Source organism: Roseibium album, from assembly GCF_965233825.1.
In the GTDB taxonomy this organism is placed as follows: Bacteria; Pseudomonadota; Alphaproteobacteria; order Rhizobiales; family Stappiaceae; genus Roseibium; species Roseibium album.
On the sequence record NZ_OZ247583.1, the window covers coordinates 2988616 to 3008987 of the forward strand.

Genomic DNA, 20372 nt, shown 5'->3' on the forward strand with positions numbered 1-20372 from the left:
CTTAGTGATTTATTAGGTTTTTGCGAATTGGTACAAGTTCATTTGTTGCTCTCTTTTGAGATTTTATCAATAAGAAATGTAGACTGTGGAAAAAATAGTTTGGATTGATCGCGAAATATTCTCAATAGGTGAAATGCTACTGCGGAAACTTAACATTAAACCCGTAGTTGCACGTTCCGATATGAAGTTAATCTAGGTTTTATATTAAAAGGGAAGAATTGCGTGCCGGCGAAAATCTATCGCCTTGCCGTAGAGGCGCGGATGAAAAAGTGCATACATTCACCAAAAGCATTGTTTGACTTGCGCGCAACCCATGATGCAAACATACTTCAAACAAGCCGCATTACGGAACAAAAAGCCGATAGAGTCGCCTTGAAGCGCACGCTTGCAGCGGAGCGCTCGGCGAAAAAAAGGCTGGTAAGGCGGAAAAGTGACCGTTGAGGGAGGAAAAACAACGTGTCGTCGACCTCATATCGTTTTATCATCGCAGATGATCATCCTCTGTTTCGTGGAGCTCTGCGGCAAACGCTCGAAACGCAGTATCCTGATGCGTCCATAGAGGAAGCAGGGGCGCTTGAAGATGTAACGTCGCGCCTTGAAAAGGACGGCGATGCCGATCTCATCCTTCTCGATCTGACGATGCCTGGAATGCGGGGCTTTTCCGGCCTGATGTATTTGCGTGCGCAATATGCCGGCGTTCCGGTGGTTGTTGTTTCCGCGAATGAAGAGCCGCAGGCAATCCGGAGGGCAATTGAATTCGGAGCTTCTGGTTTCATACCCAAATCACACGGCATCGAAGTCATCCGTCAGGCGATTTCTGAGGTCATGTCCGGCAACATGTGGACACCACCCGATGTCGATCTGAAGGCTGACGATGGCAGTGATGATCTGGTTCAACGCTTGTCCACGCTGACACCGCAACAGGTTCGCGTTCTGATGATGTTGTCCGAAGGCCTGCTGAACAAGCAGATCGCGTATGAGCTGTCGGTGTCCGAGGCTACGGTCAAGGCTCATGTCTCTGCCATTCTGCAAAAGCTTGGTGTGGAAAGCCGAACTCAAGCCGTCATCGCCGCCTCCAAGATTGAGGCCGGGCAATGGCAGCTCGGCGGGGAGACGCAGGAAGCTGCCGGGGCGTAGCAACATCCTTCCAGCACGGGTGTCGGCAAATCATCCTATACAGGCCGCAACGAAAGCGGTCTGTGCGTTGTTTATGTGCCAACTGGACCTCGGAAGCAGTCTGTTAACCTAAACGGGCATTAGCTCTAAATTCTTTAAATGTTTCAGAAATTTCCGTAATTCCGACCAAGCCTTTTACCGGAATTTCAGGGATTGCACTTACGTTCCCCCCATTGAACTGTGACGCCCACAGCGGCGAGTAGTGGATGCGGAGACGAGATGCGGCCCGGCGCCAATTGGAAATTGATCCTCCAGACGATATTGATGGCGCTAGTGTCACCCGGGACGCGCATTAGATTTGCAGCGTCGAAGACGGATGGGCAAATGGATTCCAGTCCGTCGAGGGCTCTCCTTCTTGCATTCGGTCATCCTGTCGTCGATCAGTACCTGGCCTGCAAGGTGCGAGCGGCGCAGATCGCGAGTATCGCCCGCCTGACGCCGCTCACTATTCTTGCCAACATCGTCAACGTGGTGGTCGTCACTCCTGTCCTGGCGCTGGTCCTGCCGCTTCCTTATGTTTTAGGTTGGGTGATTGCGGTGTTGAGCCTTATGGCGCTCACCGCGATAAAGTGGTTTCTCGCGAAACGTTCGCCGGTGGAACTGGCATCCCGACGAGCCCTTTCAGCAGCCTTGCGCCACGCCACCGTATTGAGTGCGCTTTGGGCCGTCGTGCCCATCGTCGCCTTTGCAAGTGGAAATTTGAACGGTATCTGGATTGCGTCCTGCATCACCACCGGGATGATTTGTGGCGGAGGGTTTGCACTTGCCACAGTACCCCAGGCCGCCTTCAGGTGGGTCGCAATCCTCTATGTGGCAACCGTTGTCGCGCTTGTCATCGATCAGGGCGTGATGATGTGGCCGCTCCTGTTTTTGCTAACCAGCTACGCTTTCGTGGTGATCGGCAGCACGACAGCGGCGGGTTGGTTGTTTGCGTCTCATTTTCTCGCAGAGGCGGAGCTCGAAAAGCACAGCGAGCTGATTGCACTGCTGCTGAATGAGTTTGAGGAAACATCGAGCGACTGGATCTGGGAAGCCAACAGTGCCGGAAATTTCCGGAATGTCTCAGACCGGTTTCTGCATGCGAGCGGTCGAAGCAGATCGGAACTCCATGCCATGCGCATGGTTGATCTGGCCTACTCTCTCGATGAGGACGAAGCGCGGGATGCGGTCGCCAAACTCGAGGAAGCCATTGGCCTGCAAAAATCTTTCCGCGAGATGATCATCGGTCTGACGGTCAATGGTGAAGAACGCTGGTGGTCCCTTGCCGCAAGACCAATCTATGACGATCACGGCTCATTCGCTGGATACCGGGGGGTGGCCTCCGATATCACGGAACCTCGACGCGCCAATGCGCTTGCATCTCATCTGGCAGACCATGATTCACTGACCGGTATCGGGAACCGCAGCTGGTTCCTGAAGCAGGCTGAGAGCATGCTGGAGGAACAAGCCCGGACCGGCCAGAACACGCTGACGCTGTTTCTCATCGACCTGGACAATTTCAAGGTTGTCAACGATACGAGCGGACACCCGGCCGGCGATGAGCTTTTGCGGCAGGTTGCCGACAGGTTTACGGCCATCAGCGAGGGCAGGACCGCGTTGGCCCGTTTCGGTGGAGACGAATTCGCTGCACTTGGCCGCTTCGTCAGCGACCAGGCGGCGAGTGCTTTTGCCGAAGAGCTTGTCAGTGTGACGCGAAAACCCTTCAGGATCGGACGGCGAGACTTCGCCATCGGTTCAACGGTCGGCTTCACGCGGCTGCGCGACAAAGGGGACACGGTCGACGATCTGATGCGAAAGGCCGACATCGCCCTCTACAAGGCCAAGGAAAGTGGCCGTGGCCGGGCACTTGCTTTTGAAAGTGACATGGAGCGCGAGGTTCGCGAACGCCGGGAACTGGAAGCGGATCTGCGTGAAGCCTTCGAATACGGCAGGCTCAGTGTCGAATTCCAGCCGATTGTTGATTCCCGTTCCGGAAAAGTGGTCTCAAGCGAGGTCTTGGTCCGCTGGTTCCATCCAACGCGCGGTGAAGTTACGCCGAATACTTTCATACCCATTGCCGAACACGCCGGTCTTATCCTGCCGCTCGGAAACTGGGTTCTGCGAAAGGCATGTGCGGCGGCGGCGCAATGCCCCGAACTGGAGAGCGTCGCGGTGAACCTGTCACCGGTGCAGTTCATGGACCCCAACCTTGTGGGGCATATCACGTCCGTTCTTGATGAGACCGGATTTCCACCCGAGCGTCTTGTTCTTGAGATCACAGAATCGGTTTTTCTGCGGGACTTCGGATCAGCGCCGGACAAACTGGAAAAACTTCGCGATCTCGGTATCAAGATCTCGCTGGATGATTTCGGTACCGGCTATTCGTCGTTGTCCTACCTGCGGCAATACAAGTTCGACAAGATCAAGATCGACAAGTCGTTTGTGGACGAGATCGGAGAGCGCAGCGATGGTTTGGCCATTATTTCTGCTGTGATCGCTCTTGCGCACAACCTCGGCCTTGAGGTGACTGCGGAAGGTGTTGAGCGCCAGTTTCAGGTGGAAGCCTTGCGCACCCTGGGGTGTGACACGCTGCAGGGCTATTACTTCGGCAAACCACATGCAAATCCGATGAAGATAACGCAGGTCAGTTCTGAAGACTGGGAAGACCGTAGCCCCAGTACCGCACCACAAAACTCCCTGGAGCCTCAACAGGTGCCGGGAAAAAAATCCTCCGCATCGTGAAGATTTACTCTGCCGCTTGGCCAGCCTGGCACCGGGCAAGCTGCGCGCGCAACGCGGCAGGCTTGACCGGCTTGTTGAAGAAGGAGATATCCTTGTCTCCGGCTTCTGACCGCACGGGTCTGCTCCGGTCTGCGGTAATCAGGATTGCCGGAATGCTGTTTCCGAATTTCCACCTGAGTTTGACGATTGCCTCAATGCCTGTGCCCTCATCCAGATGGTAGTCGGCCAGGATGACGTCAGGCGTCAGGCCTGCCTTGTTCAGGAGCGCAGCGGCTTCATGCTCATTTGCAGCGGTGACGACTGTACAGTTCCAGCTCGACAAGAGATGGTGCATCCCGCTCAAGATATCCGGTTCGTTGTCAATTGCCACGACGCAAAGGCCGTCCAGATTGCCGATTGCAGCAGGGGCTTGTTTGGCGGGTTCGATATCGGGAACTGCCGCTGAACGCGGTAACTCAACGGAGAAACAGGATCCCTTGTCGGCGTCCGAGCGAAGGTCGACAGGATGGTTCAGAACATGACTGATCCGTTCCACGATCGACAGGCCAAGTCCAAGGCCCTTGGCAACACGCATGCCATCATCCAGCCTGTGAAACTCTTGAAAAATGGCCTTCTGCTTGCTTTTCGGGATTCCCATTCCGGTGTCGTGGATCTCGACAAGCACACGGTTGCCACGACGCCTGCAGCCGACCAGAACCCGGCCTTCCTGTGTGTATTTTAACGCATTGGAAACCAGATTTTGCAGCAGGCGGCGTAACAGCCGGCGATCGGTTCGAATGGAAATTGACGTCGGCACGATCCTCAGTTCGAGACCCTTTTCCTGCGCGACGGGTTGAAAATCAAGCGCAAGACCACGCAAGATTTCATCCAGCCGGAATACGGTCGGCTCCGGTTTCAAGGCACCAGTGTCGAGCCGGGAAATGTCGAGCACGGCGCCTATGATGTCCTCAACCGATTCCAGTGCCGCTTCCACGTTGCGCACGAGATCGCCGTCGTCACCTTCCTTGAGTTTGTCGACCAGGACGGACGAGTAAAGTCTAGCAGCGTTAAGGGGCTGCAAAATGTCATGGCCGGCAGCAGCCAGAAATCTGGTCTTGCCGATATTGGCTTCTTCTGCGGCGCGTGTGGCTTCGACGAGGCGTTCGTTGACGTGCGTGAGTTCCTCGGTTCTTTCCCTGACGCGCCGCTCGAGCGTTTCGTTGGCGCGCGCAAGTGCATCTTCTGCCATGACCCGTTCCGTGATGTCGGTATAGGTGGTGACGATTCCTCCGTCCGGCATCGGGCTGATCCGAACTTCAAACACAGTGTCACTGGATTCCAGACGCTCCTGGAAGGTTTCCTGGACGAGCACCAGCTTTTCGATCCGGTCGGCGACAATCGCTTCGACTGGCCCCGGGCCGTGTTCGCCGCGTTCTGCGTTCACGCGCAAAATCGCGTCGAGAGTGGTGCCGACCTGACCATATTCCGCAGGCAGTCCAAGAAGGTCCCTGAACTGGCGATTCCAGCAGATCAGTCGCAAATCCCGGTCGAAAACACCGATGCCTTGACGAACCTGATTGAGCGCGGTTTGCAGAAGATCGCGGTTGTACTGGATGGCAACGGATGCGTCGTCGAGAAGTTTTACTGCTCCCTTGGTCGACGGATCGTGGCGTTTGAGCATCAGCGTCAGAACCAGACGTGAAGATGCAGCGCCGATGGCGCTTGCCAGGAGTTGCTCGGAAAACCTCAGCAGATTGGCATCGGCCAGGGTATTGGGGTCGAGCGGGATGCCTCTTTCGGTCGCGAACCGATGAAACGAACGTTCCGTGCGTTCCTCGCCAAGATAGCGGGCGACAGTCGATTGCAGGTCGCCTGCTGTCACGGAGGTTCGCCAGTATCGAAGGCTCGGCGACGGGGTGAATTCTGCGGGCACAAATACATTTGCCTGCAGCGTTTCGGCCGGCAGCGGTTTTCTGACAAAGGAGACGCCGATAAAAAGCAGGATATTGATACAAAGGCTCCAGAGCGTCCCGTGAATAAAGGGATCGGCCTCGATTCCAAAGAGCGATTGCGGGTTCAAAACGCCCACGCCGAACGGACCTGTTTCCAGAAAACCGGCCGAAATCAGCCCGGATTGAGCGAAAGTCGGCAAAAGAAGAGTGTAGACCCAAAGCACGAACCCGCCACTCAGTCCTGCCAGCGCCCCCAGAGAGGTTGCCCTGCGCCAGACAAGGGCTCCGATAAAGGCAGGCGCGAATTGCGCAATCGCGGCAAAGGACAGCAGGCCGATCGATACCAGCGCCGCGGTGTCACCGGCCGCCCGGTAATAGGCATAGGCCAGAAGAAGGATCGCAAAAATCGCCAGGCGGCGGATCGTGAGCAACTGCCGGCTCATGTCCCGTCCACTGGTATTGACCAGCTCGTCCTCACTGTGACGGCGAAGAAGGAGCGGAACAACAATGTCGTTGGAAATCATGATTGCCAGCGCTACCGTGGCGACGATGACCATTGCGGTTGCGGCGGACAATCCGCCGATGAAGACAAACAGTGCCAGCCAGTTCTGGCCGGCATCAATCGGCAGGGCAAGAACGAAAGTATCGGGATTGATATCCTGGCCGAAACGCAGCATTCCGGCAGCGGCAATCGGGATCACGAAGAGATTGATCAGAACCAGATAGACAGGGAACAGCCAGGTTGCCCGCCGAAGTTCGGCATCTGAGTTGTTTTCCGTGACGGTGACATGAAACTGACGCGGCAACATCAGAACCGCGAATCCGGACAGAATTGACAGGATCAGCCAGTTGCTCACGTTGATCGGCTGTTCGAATACCTCTGCCACCTCCGGAGCTTCCGTAATGGCCCGGACCAGGTCGAACGGGCCGTCGAACAGCCAATAAGTGACCCATACGCCAACGGCCAGAAAGGCAAACAACTTGACGATCGCTTCAGTTGCGATTGCCAGCATGAGACCTTCCTGGTGTTCCGTCGCATCGATGTGACGAGTTCCGAAAGCCCAGCTGAAGATGGCCATGCCCAGTGCGATAAGCAGCGTCACGTCGTCGAAGACAGGGGTAAAGATGTCGCCGGGCGAAATCAGCGGCCCCACCATGGTCGTGACCGACAGGGAAACGGCTTTCAGCTGCAGCGCGATATAGGGGATTACGCCAATCACGGCGATCAATGTTGCGAGTGCTGCCACGGATTGGCTTTTGCCGTATCGCGCGCCGATGAAATCGGCAATCGACGTGATGCTCTCCGTCTTCGAGATCTGGACGATCCGCCGCAGCAGCGGATAACCAAGTGCGAATACAAGCAGGGGGCCGATATAGATTGTCAGAAATTCCGCACCACTCCTGCTGGCGTTTCCAACCGAGCCGAAGAATGTCCAGGACGTGCAATAGACGGATAAGGAAAGTGCGTAGATGAATGGACGTCCACCGGCGCGTGATGATTTGCGGCGCGTCATCCGGTCGCCATAGCTGGCAATGGCAAACAGCAGCAGGATATAGGCCGTTGCGGTCAATATCACGATCCATCCGTGCAACATTGCGCTGTTTACTGTCCTCCCGACCCGGTTCCTGCAGCAATTTGTTTCGCCACCTTATTCAGATCGGAGCACAGCGAAACCATTCTGTCCATTCGTCTTGCGAACAATGAGGGCAAAACAGAATATCGACCGGTTTGCCAAGGGGTAACTGATCAATGTTGGTGAAGTCCTGTTCACATCGTTTCATGAAACAATTGGTTTCAAACGAGCTAAGGTGCGCGGGAAAAGCATGCGAGGAAATGTGAGTTGTCCAACCTGATCGAGCGATTGAGTGCAGGTGCACGCAACACGGCCGAAAGCGGCATTGTCGAAGTGTTCAATGCGGGCTGGCATCACGAAGCTCTGATACCTCTCTGGGCAGGTGAGGGGGATCTGCCGACGCCGGATTTCATCAACCGGGCGGTGAAGGCTTCACTCGACCGGGGGGAAACCTTTTATACCTACCAGCGCGGCATTCCCCAGTTGCGTGAAGCGTTGGCGGCTTATCATCAGGACCTGTATGGCAGGGTGTTTTCTGCCGAGAGGTTCTTCGTCACCGGATCTGGCATGCAGGCGATTCAGCTTGCCGTGCAGGCTGTCGTGGACCCCGGCAGAGAGGTGATTGTTCCGTCTCCGTCATGGCCGAATATTTCTGCTGCAGTGGAAATACATGGAGCCAGACCGGTACCGGTACCGCTCCGCGAGGCAAACGGCGGGTGGAGCTTGCACATGGAGGAAATCGAGGCTGCAATCACACCTCACACCGCCGCACTCTTTTTGAATTCTCCGAGCAATCCGACCGGATGGACCGCATCGGAAGAACTGTTGCGCGCATTTCTGGAGATTGCCCGCAAAAATGGCCTCTGGATCATAGCTGACGAGATCTACGCCCAGTATTTTTATGGGGAGCAACCTCGGTCACCGTCGTTTTACGATATCGCGGATGAAGACGATCAGATCATTTTTGTGAATTCGTTTTCCAAGAACTGGGCAATGACAGGTTGGCGTGTCGGCTGGATCTCCGCACCGCCGATAATCGGTCAGGTTGTCGAAAACCTGATCCAGTACTCTACCTCCGGTGTTCCCGCTTTCATGCAATGGGGAGCCGTTGCGGCGTTGACTGAGGGAGAAGACTTCCTCGCATCACAAATAGAACGTGCGCGCCTTGGAAGGAACGCCGTTTTCGAAGGACTTCAGGAGACCGGTCGCATTGGCGCAAAACCGCCTGATGGCGCGTTTTATCTGTTCTTTTCCATTGATGGCGTTACCGACACGCGCCGGTTTGCGCTTGATCTTGTGCGGGAGACCGGTGTCGGTCTGGCACCCGGTTCTGCGTTTGGTCCGGGAGGTGAGAACTTTGTTCGTCTTTGCTACGCCCGCAGGCAGGATCAGCTGGCCGAGGCGGTACGGCGAATTAACGCTTGGCTTCCAGAGATTTAGACATATGTTGGGTTGCTGGTCTACGTGAAACCCCTTAAACCTTGAATGGACGTGATTTCCATTTGGGTGCCGGGATGGCAGACGACAGTGTAATTGATCGCAATGCCGAAACGGCCGCTGTTTCAGAGGCGCGGCTTGCGAGTGTGTTTGATACCGCTGTCGACGGTATCATCGTCATCAATGATCGCGGTCTGGTGCTGGCCTACAACAAAGCTTGTGAGCGATTGTTCGGATACGAGGCAGCAGATCTGCTTGGACGGAACGTCAACAAGATCATGCCTCGGGAATACGCGCAGGCGCATGATCACTACGTTCAAAATTACATTGATACCGGGGAGAAGAAAATCATCGGTATCGGCCGTGAGGTGCAGGCACAGCACAAGGACGGAACAGTTTTTCCGATCGAGTTGTCCGTCGGCGAGGCCGAATCGTCCTATGGGCGCCAGTTCATCGGTATCCTCAGAGATCTTAGATCCCGCAAGCAGATCGAGGATCGCCTGGCCAAGACGCAGGCCCAATTGTTGCACATGACACGGCTCAGCGCACTCGACGAGATGGGCGCAGCAATCGCGCATGAGCTGAATCAGCCCTTGACCGCTGTCCTTTTGTACCTTCAGTCCGTATCGCGGAAAGCGAAGTCGGACGCTTCGATTGATCCGCTTGTGCTGTCTGTAATCGAAAAGGCAGTCCGCGAGGCGGAACGTGCCGGTGAAATCATCCAGCGGATGCGGCAGCTGGTCGAAAAGAAGGCTCCCGAAAGACAGACGGTCGATGTTGCCGAACTGGTAAGATCCTGTCTGGAAATGGCTCAACTCGGTAGCGGTGAAAAGCAGACATTTCTTTCGGCCACGATCGAACCCAACCTACCGCCCCTGCAGGCAGACCCGGTACAGATAAGACAGATCCTGATCAACCTTTTGCGTAATGCCCGCGAAGCGGTTATTGACCAGCCGGACAAGAAAGTGAGCTTGTCGGTGATCATGAATGCAGAGTCCCTTGAGTTCAGGGTAACGGACAACGGACCTGGCGTCCCTGCCGAACTCATTGATGGTCTGTTTCGCGCTTTCACTGGTGCAAAGCACAAGGGTGTTGGATTGGGATTGGCGATCTCGCGATCAATTGCCCAGAATCACGGTGGCGATTTGAAACTTGAATCCACGCCGGACGGCTGTGGCGCATCATTTTTATTGACGTTGCCGGTTCATCCAAGAGAGGAATCATTGGATGAAAAGCTTTAGCTTTCGCGAAGCGATGGCATAACTGAGGACTGAAAAACAATGGAAGCTGACGCAGAGGCCGTATACATCGTCGATGATGACCCTGCGGTGCGTGATGCGCTATCCGTCCTGTTCAACATGGAAGGCTATGTTGTTGAAACCTTCTCTGACGGAGATACGTTCATTCAGTCCGCGAGCAAGTCGGTTCCGGCATGCGTCATGCTGGACGTTCATATGCCAGGCAGGTCGGGTATCGAAATCCTCAAGGCATTGAATGCCGAGAACTATCCCGCACCGATATTCATTATCTCCGGCCAGGGCGACATTCCGATGGCTGTTGAGGCAATCCGAAACGGAGCCTTCGACTTCATTGAAAAACCCTTTTCCGCGGAAACTGTTCTTGACCGTGTCAAGGAAGCGATCGCGGCGATGAAACAGCGGGAAGACGAAGACAGGTCCCAAACGTTCGAGGGGGCAGACTTGCTCACCCGCAGGGAGCTCGAAGTACTCAAGCAGATCACGGACGGGGCCTCGAACAAGGAAGCTGGCAGGACACTTGGGATAAGCCCGAGGACCGTCGAGGTTCATCGTGCCCGGATCATGGAAAAACTGGGTGCGCGCAACGCGGCGGATCTGGTCAGGATTGTGCTGGGGCATCCAGCAGCCGGTTGAAAGAGCCGATTCGCGAAAAAAGTTCCCGGCCGATCACGCAAGTTTTAGCGGCAGACGTATTTCTGCGTACATTCGCAGTAGTACTTTTGACGTATGTATATGGGGAGTTCTGGCAATGTCGCCGGCTTCCTGGGATTGTTTTGTGTGATTGTTCACATCGTTGAGGATGATGTAGCTGTTGCCGACGCGTTAGCATTTACGCTCGAACATCTGGACCATCGTCCCCGGATATACAAAGATGGCGAAACCTTCCTGGCACAGGCGAACCTGTCCGCCTGCCATTGGGTTATTGTCGATCTGGGACTTCCCGGTGTGAGTGGCGCAGAAATCGTCAAGAAATTGAAGAGCTTGGCGATACCTCCGAAAATCATTGCGATCTCGGGAAAGTCACGGGTCAAGATCCTGCGGCAAATGCGGGAAATGCAGGACCTGACCATTTTGCGCAAGCCATTGTCCATCGACATGCTGACATCCGCATTGATTTGACGCGTTTGGCAAACACCTGCGCTCACTCCGACTAATACTTTCGTTGCCTGCGTCCAATCGGCTCATATGTAGTTCCTCTTACGCAGTCGACCGAATTCCTTCAATGGATTCCAAGCTTTAGTGTAGCTCCTGCAAGTTGCGAGACGTCGGACGGGACGCCTCGGCAACAAGAGGCGGTGCTTGTTTGGTTCGTATTGGCCGGTTTCGGGATCGGCGATCAGGAACAAGGACTGCCATTGCAGGCCAGGCCGCGCAGATGCGCGCAAAGGAGGGAAAATGGCGTATTTGGAAGCAAGTGTTATTGACCACGGTGCTGTCGCACGGCCCACAGGCAGAACACCATGCAGTCCCGCAAAATCAAATCTCTCCGATTTTGGCGGCAAATCGACGGCATATGAAACCCATGCCGTTGTTTACTATGAAGGCGACCCCGCCAAACGGCTTTACGAACTGGTTCGCGGTTCGATCATGCTCTACAAACTGTTGCCGGATGGGCGTCGTCAGGTCGTCGAAGTACTTCGTCCGGGCGACATTTTCGGGCTGGCAAGCACCGACGAAAACGATTGCACCGCTGAAACGCTGACCAGCTCGATCGTGCAGGAAATTGATCTCAGGCAGGTTGAGCGATCTCAGGAACTGCAAAGTATCCTGACGAAAAGCCTGACCAGCCAGATGCACGTTCTGCATGAACATGCGGTTCTTCTTGGACGTAAATCGGCCGTCGAGCGGGTTGCCAGCTTTCTGATGCACTTGGTTCCCGATCGTGGTGGTCTGGGATGTGCAGGTCCCGAAGACGAAGAAAATGACGGCTTCGACTTGCAGTTGTACATGACGCGCCAGGAAATCGCCGACTATCTGGGATTGACGATTGAAACCGTCAGCCGGGTTGTCTCCGACCTGAAGCGGCGCGGTGTCATAAGAGTGGACAAGGCTGACAAGATTCACCTCAACAAGGTCTGCAGCCTCTGCCAGATGACAGGCATTCACTGAGCGGACATCAGGAACGATCTGAAAAAGGCCGCGATCATGTCGCGGCTTTTTTTTTGGTTCAACTGGATACTTTTCCTGCTGACAATAGAAATCGTTTCTTAGCCATGTCTCCAGTTTCATTTGAACAGCCACCAATTGGCGGAGATCTGCGGAAGAATCTTAACAGTTGAAACTGCATATGAGTCTCTGGTTTCACAAGGATCGGACGCGATCGTGATGCAGATCAACTCACTACGTTTTGTGCAGTCGTCGGCACCCGGCGGCGATGCGGACAAGCAATATTCAGTCCTGGCGAATGAGGAAGAATTCGTTCGCTGCGATCTTTCCAGGAGAACGATCGCCAAGCCGATTGCTCTGGTCAATCTGATGGACAAAACAACGCGAACATTGTCGCCTGAAAAGAAATTTCTCAACAAACGCTGGCATCTCACCGAGAGCGAAGACCGTGAAAGCGGTATGGTCGTGGCAGATGGCGCAAGTGCGTGGCTTGCATGCGACGCCTCCGCCAACGAACTCTTCCGTGTGGTTGATCCCCGCAAATGGACAGCAAAAACCTTCGAAACCGCACTTGGCTCCTGGGCTGACAGCTATGCTGTTGTGTCACGGGATCGCTGTGTTGGTGTGGTGAGACGGGCCTTGCGGCCCGGCGAGGAAGAACCCGGCACAAGGCTGCAAAAGCTGAGAGGCCTGTTGAAACCTCGCGACTGGAAACTCGAACTCGATGAGCCGGTCTCCAGTGAGGCGGCGCATCTGATGATTGCGTCCATATTGCTTTTGGTCGAAATCACGGTTCGCGGCGCACGCGCAGGTTAACGGCGGCCCTGAGCTTTGCTATACGGCGGCCGAGTGTCTTGCCTTGCCGGTCGCCTGGCTTTCGGCCAGATAGGCATCAAATGCTGCAGCTGCAAGGCGCACATACGGTCGGCCGGTCTCTGTGACGCTTACCCTCACATTGTCATTCGCGCCGAAGTCCAGCGCGACCATTCCATCCGTGATCAGGTCCTGCAAGGTGTCCAGTGCGTTATCTAGATCCCGCAGTGACAGACCGTATCTCTCGCAGACCGGTGCGAGATCACAGGCATAGTTGGTCATAAGCTCTTCAATGATCCGGCCGCGCATCCTGTCGTCTGCCGAAAGGGCGAGGCCCTTGGAAACGGGCAACTCGCCTGCCAGTATGCTGCGGCGCCAGTTGCCGACGTCCGGCATGTTCTGGATGAAGCCCCTGGACATTTTCCCGATAGATGACACACCGAAGCCGACAAGCTGTTCACCCTGGTCAGTCGTGTACCCCTGGAAGTTGCGCTTCAACGAGCCATCGGCGAGCGCAATCGCCATGCTGTCGTCGGCGCGCGCGAAATGGTCGAGACCGATTGCGACATACCCTGCATTCAGTAGCTCGGCCCTTGCCAGATCCGCAAGTTCAAGGCGCTGGGCGGCAGAAGGCAGGGTGGTCTCGTCTATCAGTCGCTGATGCTTCCGCATCCAGGGGACATGTGCATACCCAAAAAGCGCGATCCGTCCCGGTGCCAGCGAGAGCGTCTTGTCGACCGTGTCGAGAATGGTGTCACGCGACTGACCGGGCAGGCCATACATCAGGTCGAAATTGAGTGCATATAAACCCGCTGACCGAAGGAACCTTGTTGCCTTTGCCACGATTTCATATGGCTGAACCCGGCCTATGGCCTTTTGCACGTCTGGGTCGAAGTCCTGCACACCCAGGCTGGAACGATTGATACCCACCTGTGCAAGTGTCTCAGCCAGGTCTTCCGTCACCAGTCTCGGATCAAGTTCGATCGCGTGTTCCAGGTCGGGCGACAGATCGAACAGGTCCCGCAACAGATCCGTCAGATCGATGAGACTTTGACGCGGCAACAGGCTTGGCGTGCCGCCACCCCAATGGATGTGCCGTACCGGACCAGCTTCTTTCAAGTGTTCGCTTACCAGTCCGATTTCCTGCCCGAGTGTCGCCGCATAGGTCTTTAGTGGCGCATCCTGACGGGTTGCCTTGGTGTGGCAGCCGCAATAGTGGCAAAGTTCCCGGCAATATGGCACATGCAGGTAAAGCGAGAGGCTGTCGTCCCGGGAGGTCGCGCCGAGCCAGTCTGCATAGGTTTCAGCCGTGACACCATCGTGGAAATGCGGTGCTGTCGGGTAACTTGTGTAGCGCGGCACATTGCGCAGCGCGTAGGAGAGCGGATCGTGAGTCATGGCGGCATAATTCATTCAAGTGCCGAACGGAACCTTGATATCGCTCAAGTCCGCCTTCTGGATTTGGAGAAATTTGGTGATCGACGGGTGGGAAACAGCTCAAGAACAGGTCCGGACGCCGCGCTGCCGGCTCCATGGGGCACCGGACAACGCAAATCTGGTTGTCCGCATGGTGTTGGAGGAACTGGGAGCGGAATATGACTTTGTCCACGTAGATCGCGTTGCATCGGAGCAGAAATCGGAGACCTACCGGCAACTGAACCCGCAGGGGCTGATACCGGTACTGGAATGGCCCGGACAGGATGCCCCCGTGTTCGAGACCGGAGCTATCGTGCTGATGCTTGTCGATCATCATCGCCGGCTCGCGCCTGTGCAAGAGGCACCTGAGCGCGGACGTTTCCTGAAGTGGCTTTTTTTCCTGTCCAACACGTTGCACGCCGACCTGCGCATATCATTCAAGCCGCATCGCTATTTTCCCGCCAAAGACCAGTCTGGCGTTTTCGCTGCGGCGTTGAGAAAGCGCATCGATTCCGGTTTTCAGCTTCTGGAACGCGAGCTTGTTGCAACAGGAGGCCCGTTCCTTCTTGGTCCGGATCCGGGTTGCCTTGATTTCTATGCCGCCGCCTGTGCACGCTGGGCCCAGATTTATGGTAATTGTGGGCGATGGGAGCTGGACAGTTCACCCGGGCTGCGGCGCATTTTCGAGCGCCTGGAGTGTCGGCCTGCGGTCAAAAGGGCGTGCGAGATGGAATTGATTGCAGGTGCCCCTTTTACCAAGCCGGTTCCGGTTACGCTCGCACGGGAACAAAAGCATTATGTTGATCGATGCAATCAACCATGACGACAACGATCAACCATAGTAGGTCATGACGACAATCCCGGATCAACCCAGACGGATTTCATGAATTCTGCGTTCTTCAACTCAACCCTGACCCGATTGCCCGTGACGATTCTGCTTGCGGCATTGGGGGGAGGGACGTTCTATCTGATGGGATTGCCGGCAGCGTGGTTGTCAGGCGCAATGGTTTTTGTCGCCGCCGCCACACTGGCAGGCGTTCCGACGATCATGCCGGACCCGCTTCGGGACGCTCTGTTTGTCGGCATCGGCGTCTCCATGGGAGCAGGTGTTCGCCCGGATGTGGTGGAACGCATCGGCGACTGGCCGATATCCATGGCCCTGTTGCTCGTTGTCGTTGTCTGCGTCACGCTTGCCGGATATGCCGTGCTGCATTTTGGTGCCAAATGGTCAAAGGAAACAGCCTTTTTCGGAGCCATTCCGGGAACGCTCTCCTATGTGATCGCCCTGGCTACCGATCGTGGTGCCGATCTCCCCCGTATTGCATCCAGTCAGTCACTCAGGCTTTTCGTTCTGGTTGCGATCCTGCCTTTCGCGGTGGTGTCGACCAGCGGTACGCTCGAAGGCGAAACCGGCTTGCTGCAAGTCTCCAGCTGGTTTGAAATCATGATCGGCCTGCCCCTTTGTCTTCTTGCGAGCCTGATCGCGCTGAAGCTGAACGTGCCGGGCGGACTTATGACGGGTGCCTTTTTCATGAGCGCCGGCCTGAATGCATCGGGCGCCTGGACACTTATTTTGCCCGACTACATGGTCTTGCCTTGTTTCGTCTTGATGGGGGCCATGATCGGGTGCCGTTTCGGAAGCATGACCTTCCGGCAGTTCGTCAGCGTGCTTGGCGCGTCCGTTGCTGCGTTCAGCGCTGCATTCCTGATGTCCATTCTGGGAGCGCTGGCCATATCGTCGCTGGTGGATATCCCGTTCGGTCAGGCGCTATTGGCCTATGCGCCGGGCGGTCTTGAGGTCATGACCCTTCTGGCATTCATGCTGGATCTTGATCCGGCCTTCGTCGCCGCGCACCAGATTGCCAGGTTTACCGGCATGGTTTTGCTGTTGCCGTTGATTACCGGACTGGTATTCGGGCGGGCAAAGCCTCGGTCATAGCGGCGATGTGACCCCCGATATGGTGGCTGAAAAGAAATTCGGGGCGCCGGGTGTTTCACCGGCGCCCCGAAGATCGCGTGAACATGGGCTCAGGCAGCTGCCTGCAGGTTCATTTGCTCCAGCTGCATTTTGAGTTCCGATATATGATCCAGGTTCAGCGGGAACTGCAGGGTGGTGGAATTGTCTTCAACCATTGCAACGCGGGCTTTGATTGTCATCGAAAGCTCTTCGCATGCAAACACGACCGGAGTGCCGGGAGCCAGGTTGAGCTTGGTGTTGACCGTGCAGTAGGCGGACGAGATTTTCGTTGTGGTGGCATTGATGAGCCTGCCATCGATTTCCAGTGTCGCCGCCCAGTCTACCTCGTAGATCCGATAGGTTTCGTCGTCACCGCGGCTACCGATCGCGTCGAGGAAGGTTTCAACTTCGTCGCCCAGAAGCACCGCCTCGTCATAGACCACTGAACTTCCATCCTGAACCAGCTTGGACGAACTTGCGGTGTCCTCGGAGTTCTGTCTCATGACGGAAACACTGTCGCGCACACGTGTTGCGCTGCTGGAGACCGTTTCCATGCTCCGCGCGATTTCCGACGTTGCGCTTTCCTGCTGTGTGACCGAAGAGGCAATGCTGGTCGCGACGTCGTTGATCTCGCGCACGGTGCCATAAATCTCGCCTATGGAGTGTTCAGCGCTTTGGGCAGTCCGCTGGACAGCACCCACCTGGTTGCTGATCTCACCGGTTGCCCGTGCGGTCTGCGCGGCGAGTTCCTTGACTTCCGAGGCGACCACCGCAAAGCCCTTGCCGGCTTCCCCGGCTCTCGCGGCCTCGATTGTGGCGTTCAGGGCCAGGAGATTTGTCTGGTCGGCTATTTCGCGGATCAGGTCGACAACGCTGGTGATCTGGTCAGACGCAGTCACAAGCTCGGTGAAATTGGCCTTGGTTTCTTCCACCCGGCCGGAGGCACGTGCGGCAATCTCTGCTGAATGATCCGCGTTCCGCCGGATTTCCTGAATGGAGGAAATCAGTTCTTCCGCGGCGGAGGATACGGTTGCCACCATCGAAGAAGTGTCGCTTGCTTCCTTGTCGAGTACTGTTGCCTGGGACGTCGAGTTTTCCGACGTTTCGGTCAGTGTGACGGCTGTCTCGGACATTTCGGTCGAGGAATCTGACATCCGTTTGAATATGCCGCGAATGGTATTTCCGAAAATGCCGATCATCTGGTCCAGTTCGTCGCGGCGACGGTTGGTCGTTTCGCGGTTTCTTTCCTGCTCTTCGCGCATCTTCTGGCGTTCGACCAGTCCGTCGCGGAACACGATGACCGATTGGGTCATCTCCGCGATTTCATCCTTGCCCTTGGCTTCCGGGATCAGTGTGTCGAGCCGGTTGTGCGACAGGTCGCTCATGGTTTTTGAAAGTCCGTTGATCGGACGGCTGATCATCCGGCCAAGAAGGATGGCAGCGGCAAGGCCGATGACAAACCCGATCGCGGTTCCACCAAGCGAAAACATGATCGATTCGGCGGTCTGGGCGTGCACCTGTTCCTCAAGCTTATGCTCTGCGTTGATCGCGAATTCCTTGATGATATCGAGGTCTTTCGCGATGATTTTCGCCTCTGAGAACATCACATCATTTTCCAGATGCGTGATGTCCTTTTCCAGAACACGAAATTCCTCAAGGGCGCTCACGTAGACGTCGATCTGATGCAGGGCGTCGTTGACAAGCTTTTTGTCTTCGCCATCCAGCTTTGCCATCGCATCGCTGGTCAGGTCTTTTTTGACCCGCTCGACTTCCTTGAGCGCATAGTCAAGTTCGCTTTCCAGTCCCGAGTAGACGAAGCGGTTGGCATGGTCCCTGGCGATCAGCAGGTGGATCATTGCATCCGTGACGAGTTCAAGCGTTTCTGCCGGCTTGCCGTTCTTGGAATCCTGTTCCTGCTTGTGTTTGAACACGGTGACGATTTCGTATTGAAGTTTGTCACCGGCCGCGTGCAGGCTGTTGTCGACGATGTCGTGCTGCAATTCGCGTTCATGTGCGAGTTTCTTGAAGTTTTCCCAATAGATCTCGACATGCTTCCTGGCATCCTCGAGACGCTCGATTTCTTCCGGCACGTGCAGTTTCTTGATCTTGTCCGAAATCTGCTGAACGACCTTCGTGTGCGCCGCATCGACCTGCTGAAGATTTTCCTCGGTCGAATTCGCGACGAACTCAATCGCCTTGATCTCCATGTCGGAAAAAGACTGCGTGATGTCGGTGGCAGCGGCCAGAGCGTTGCCGTGCTCGGTAAACTCGGTGAATTCGTGATCCAGCGTACGGAACATCAGGGCTGACTTTCCGCCAAGGAACGCAAGGATCAGCAGCAAAACACCGAACGCGAGCAGAAGTTTCTGCGTTATCCGCATATTAAAAAACCAGGCCACGATTTTCCCCTCCGAAAGCGTGGATGAATTGGTGATCAGTTCGAGGTGAGTGAGCTCACGGTCTCGATCAGGACTTCATTGGTGAAAGGCTTTTTCAGAACTGCATCGGCGCGGGACGCCGAAAGGCTCAAGGCGTCTTGCGCCGCAATGCCCGACCCGCCGCCGGACATTGCAACTACCTTGGGTCCGCTTCCACCGGACTTGAGCGCGAAAACGACATCTGTTCCGTCAGATGCCGGCATCATGATATCGGTGATAATCAGGTCGAACTGCCTTTTGGCTGCGATTTCCAACCCCTTGTTGCCGTCGTCGGTCTCGACAACATCATGCCCTGCCTTGCGAAGTGTCGCTGCAATGGCATGCCGGACTGGCTGCATATCGTCAATCAGTAGAATCTGACACATTGGTCTGTCTCTCCCAGATCTACCGAAATACAACCCTACGTAATATTCGGTATATCTATAATAAACATACAACCAAATCCGTCGCCGTTAGGTTGTATCAGGCCGTCTTCAACTATAATTTGTCCATCAACTTTATTAATAATTTGCAAAGCGACAGACAGCCCTAAGCCGGAGCTGTTTTTACTGTGGCTTTTTGAGTAAAATGGAGAAAATACTTTTTCTCTGAGTGAAGGTGGGATGCCGGGGCCATTGTCGGAAATCGAAATTTTCACTCTTGAACTGTCGTGTTCTGCGACTTCTATACGTATTTTCCCTGAATGCTTGGTCGCCTGGGACGCATTTGTAATGATATTGATTAATACTTGTGCGAACAGTGTTTCATTGATTGGAACATTCAGTTCCCCTGAGATGTTTCTGAAACTAGTTTCAATGGTGATGGTCGGTGGAAGCATCAGTCGAACCAGATCGACTGCTCGAATCAGTCCGGCAGGCAGTGTCGTGACATCGGAGCTGTCCTGGAAACTGCCGCGTGACAGGCCAAGCAGATTGTCCGACAGGTCGGCGGCCTGGTTTGCACTATAGTGTGCCATTTCCAGGTCCTTGCGGATGCCCGGATCCTCGATGTCGGGCAAGTGCAGGGAGATCAGGCTCGTGACCGGGTGCAGCAGGTTGTTGAGCTGGTGGGCCAATGCACCTGACGCCGTTCCGAGCGCTTCCAGGCGGTTCTGTCCGATATTCCGTTCGGCCTGTAGCCGTTCCTCGGTAATGTCGCGCTGGATGCCGAGATACGCCGACAATTGGCCGGACTTGTCGAAGATCGGCGCCATACGCAGGGAATTTATGAAAGGCTCACCGGATTTCCTGTAGTTCAGCAACACGACGTCAACAGGTTGCCGAGCCTCGATTGCCTGCCTGATTTTGGCGACATCATCCCTGTCCGTATCTTCGCCCTGCAGGAAACGGCAGTTGCGACCCAGCACCTCGTCTGCGCTGTATCCTGTCGTTTTTGTGAATGACGGATTGACGTAAGTGAGAGGCAGGTCCGGAAGTCTGGCGTCCGAGACGCTGACAGTGTCTGGTGACCCTTCAAGCAGTGACTTCAACAAGTCGGGCGAGCTATCGGCAATTCTTTCCAGAGCCGCATATCCCTGGTCCAGTCGCTTCTGCATGTCTGTTTCC

General features: G+C 55.4%; 16 protein-coding genes. 11 read left to right on the forward strand and 5 right to left on the reverse strand.

The features are described from left to right. Nucleotides 1–222: 222 nt before the first annotated feature. From ACO6TI_RS13830 to ACO6TI_RS13840, 3 genes are all read left to right on the forward strand, one after another. The gene (locus ACO6TI_RS13830) at nt 223–441 is read left to right on the forward strand and encodes a hypothetical protein (protein WP_158705493.1); all 219 of its coding nucleotides are present in this window, start codon (nt 223–225) and stop codon (nt 439–441) included. A gap of 15 nt (nt 442–456) precedes the next feature. After that, the gene (locus ACO6TI_RS13835) at nt 457–1137 is read left to right on the forward strand and encodes a response regulator (RefSeq protein ID WP_055111587.1); all 681 of its coding nucleotides are present in this window, start codon (nt 457–459) and stop codon (nt 1135–1137) included. 363 nt (nt 1138–1500) lie between these two features. Continuing rightward, entirely contained in the window at nt 1501–3897 is a 2397-nt protein-coding gene (locus tag ACO6TI_RS13840) for a putative bifunctional diguanylate cyclase/phosphodiesterase (RefSeq protein ID WP_208992523.1), read from the forward strand. Nucleotides 3898–3901: 4 nt separating this feature from the next. Here the strand turns inward: ACO6TI_RS13840 and ACO6TI_RS13845 are convergent, their stop codons facing one another. Further along, a complete protein-coding gene (locus ACO6TI_RS13845; RefSeq protein ID WP_108874519.1) occupies nt 3902–7423 on the reverse strand; it encodes a PAS domain-containing hybrid sensor histidine kinase/response regulator in 3522 nt (1173 codons plus the stop codon). Between the two features lie 246 nt (nt 7424–7669). On the opposite strand from ACO6TI_RS13845, the gene ACO6TI_RS13850 reads away from it, so the two are divergent. The 6 genes from ACO6TI_RS13850 (at nt 7670) to ACO6TI_RS13875 (ending at nt 13020) form a co-directional block, all read left to right on the forward strand. After that, nucleotides 7670–8842 carry a pyridoxal phosphate-dependent aminotransferase gene (locus ACO6TI_RS13850; protein WP_422385119.1) on the forward strand — a complete coding sequence of 391 codons (1173 nt, stop codon included), beginning with the start codon at nt 7670–7672 and terminating at the stop codon, nt 8840–8842. 74 nt (nt 8843–8916) lie between these two features. Beyond that, nucleotides 8917–10080, forward strand: coding sequence for a two-component system sensor histidine kinase NtrB (locus tag ACO6TI_RS13855; RefSeq protein WP_422385120.1), 1164 nt, complete (start codon nt 8917–8919; stop codon nt 10078–10080). A 39-nt stretch (nt 10081–10119) separates the two neighbouring features. Next, on the forward strand, nt 10120–10731 hold the full coding sequence (locus tag ACO6TI_RS13860) for a response regulator transcription factor (protein ID WP_055111598.1): 612 nt from the start codon (nt 10120–10122) through the stop codon (nt 10729–10731). Between the two features lie 99 nt (nt 10732–10830). Continuing rightward, nucleotides 10831–11217, forward strand: coding sequence for a response regulator (locus tag ACO6TI_RS13865; protein WP_208992524.1), 387 nt, complete (start codon nt 10831–10833; stop codon nt 11215–11217). A 276-nt stretch (nt 11218–11493) separates the two neighbouring features. Next, nucleotides 11494–12207 (forward strand): helix-turn-helix domain-containing protein, encoded by a 714-nt coding sequence (locus tag ACO6TI_RS13870; RefSeq protein ID WP_422385121.1) that lies wholly within the window; start codon nt 11494–11496, stop codon nt 12205–12207. A gap of 213 nt (nt 12208–12420) precedes the next feature. After that, entirely contained in the window at nt 12421–13020 is a 600-nt protein-coding gene (locus tag ACO6TI_RS13875) for a hypothetical protein (RefSeq protein ID WP_422385122.1), read from the forward strand. Nucleotides 13021–13038: 18 nt separating this feature from the next. On the opposite strand, the gene hemN is transcribed toward ACO6TI_RS13875, so the two are convergent. After that, the gene (hemN, locus tag ACO6TI_RS13880) at nt 13039–14415 is read right to left on the reverse strand and encodes an oxygen-independent coproporphyrinogen III oxidase (RefSeq protein ID WP_422385123.1); all 1377 of its coding nucleotides are present in this window, start codon (nt 14413–14415) and stop codon (nt 13039–13041) included. Between the two features lie 76 nt (nt 14416–14491). Between hemN and ACO6TI_RS13885 the strand changes: the two genes are divergently transcribed. Further along, nucleotides 14492–15256 carry a glutathione S-transferase family protein gene (locus ACO6TI_RS13885; RefSeq protein ID WP_196999194.1) on the forward strand — a complete coding sequence of 255 codons (765 nt, stop codon included), beginning with the start codon at nt 14492–14494 and terminating at the stop codon, nt 15254–15256. A 60-nt stretch (nt 15257–15316) separates the two neighbouring features. Next, a complete protein-coding gene (locus ACO6TI_RS13890) occupies nt 15317–16372 on the forward strand; it encodes an AbrB family transcriptional regulator (RefSeq protein WP_055111606.1) in 1056 nt (351 codons plus the stop codon). Nucleotides 16373–16461: 89 nt separating this feature from the next. Here ACO6TI_RS13890 and ACO6TI_RS13895 read toward each other — a convergent pair whose 3' ends face one another. The 3 genes from ACO6TI_RS13895 to ACO6TI_RS13905 are packed head-to-tail and all read right to left on the reverse strand — an operon-like array spanning nt 16462 to nt 20362. Continuing rightward, nucleotides 16462–18789 (reverse strand): methyl-accepting chemotaxis protein, encoded by a 2328-nt coding sequence (locus tag ACO6TI_RS13895; protein ID WP_422385124.1) that lies wholly within the window; start codon nt 18787–18789, stop codon nt 16462–16464. 35 nt (nt 18790–18824) lie between these two features. After that, on the reverse strand, nt 18825–19193 hold the full coding sequence (locus tag ACO6TI_RS13900; protein WP_029063991.1) for a response regulator: 369 nt from the start codon (nt 19191–19193) through the stop codon (nt 18825–18827). 35 nt (nt 19194–19228) lie between these two features. Further along, on the reverse strand, nt 19229–20362 hold the full coding sequence (locus ACO6TI_RS13905) for a PAS domain-containing protein (protein WP_196890868.1): 1134 nt from the start codon (nt 20360–20362) through the stop codon (nt 19229–19231). Between the last annotated feature and the right edge of the window lie 10 nt (nt 20363–20372).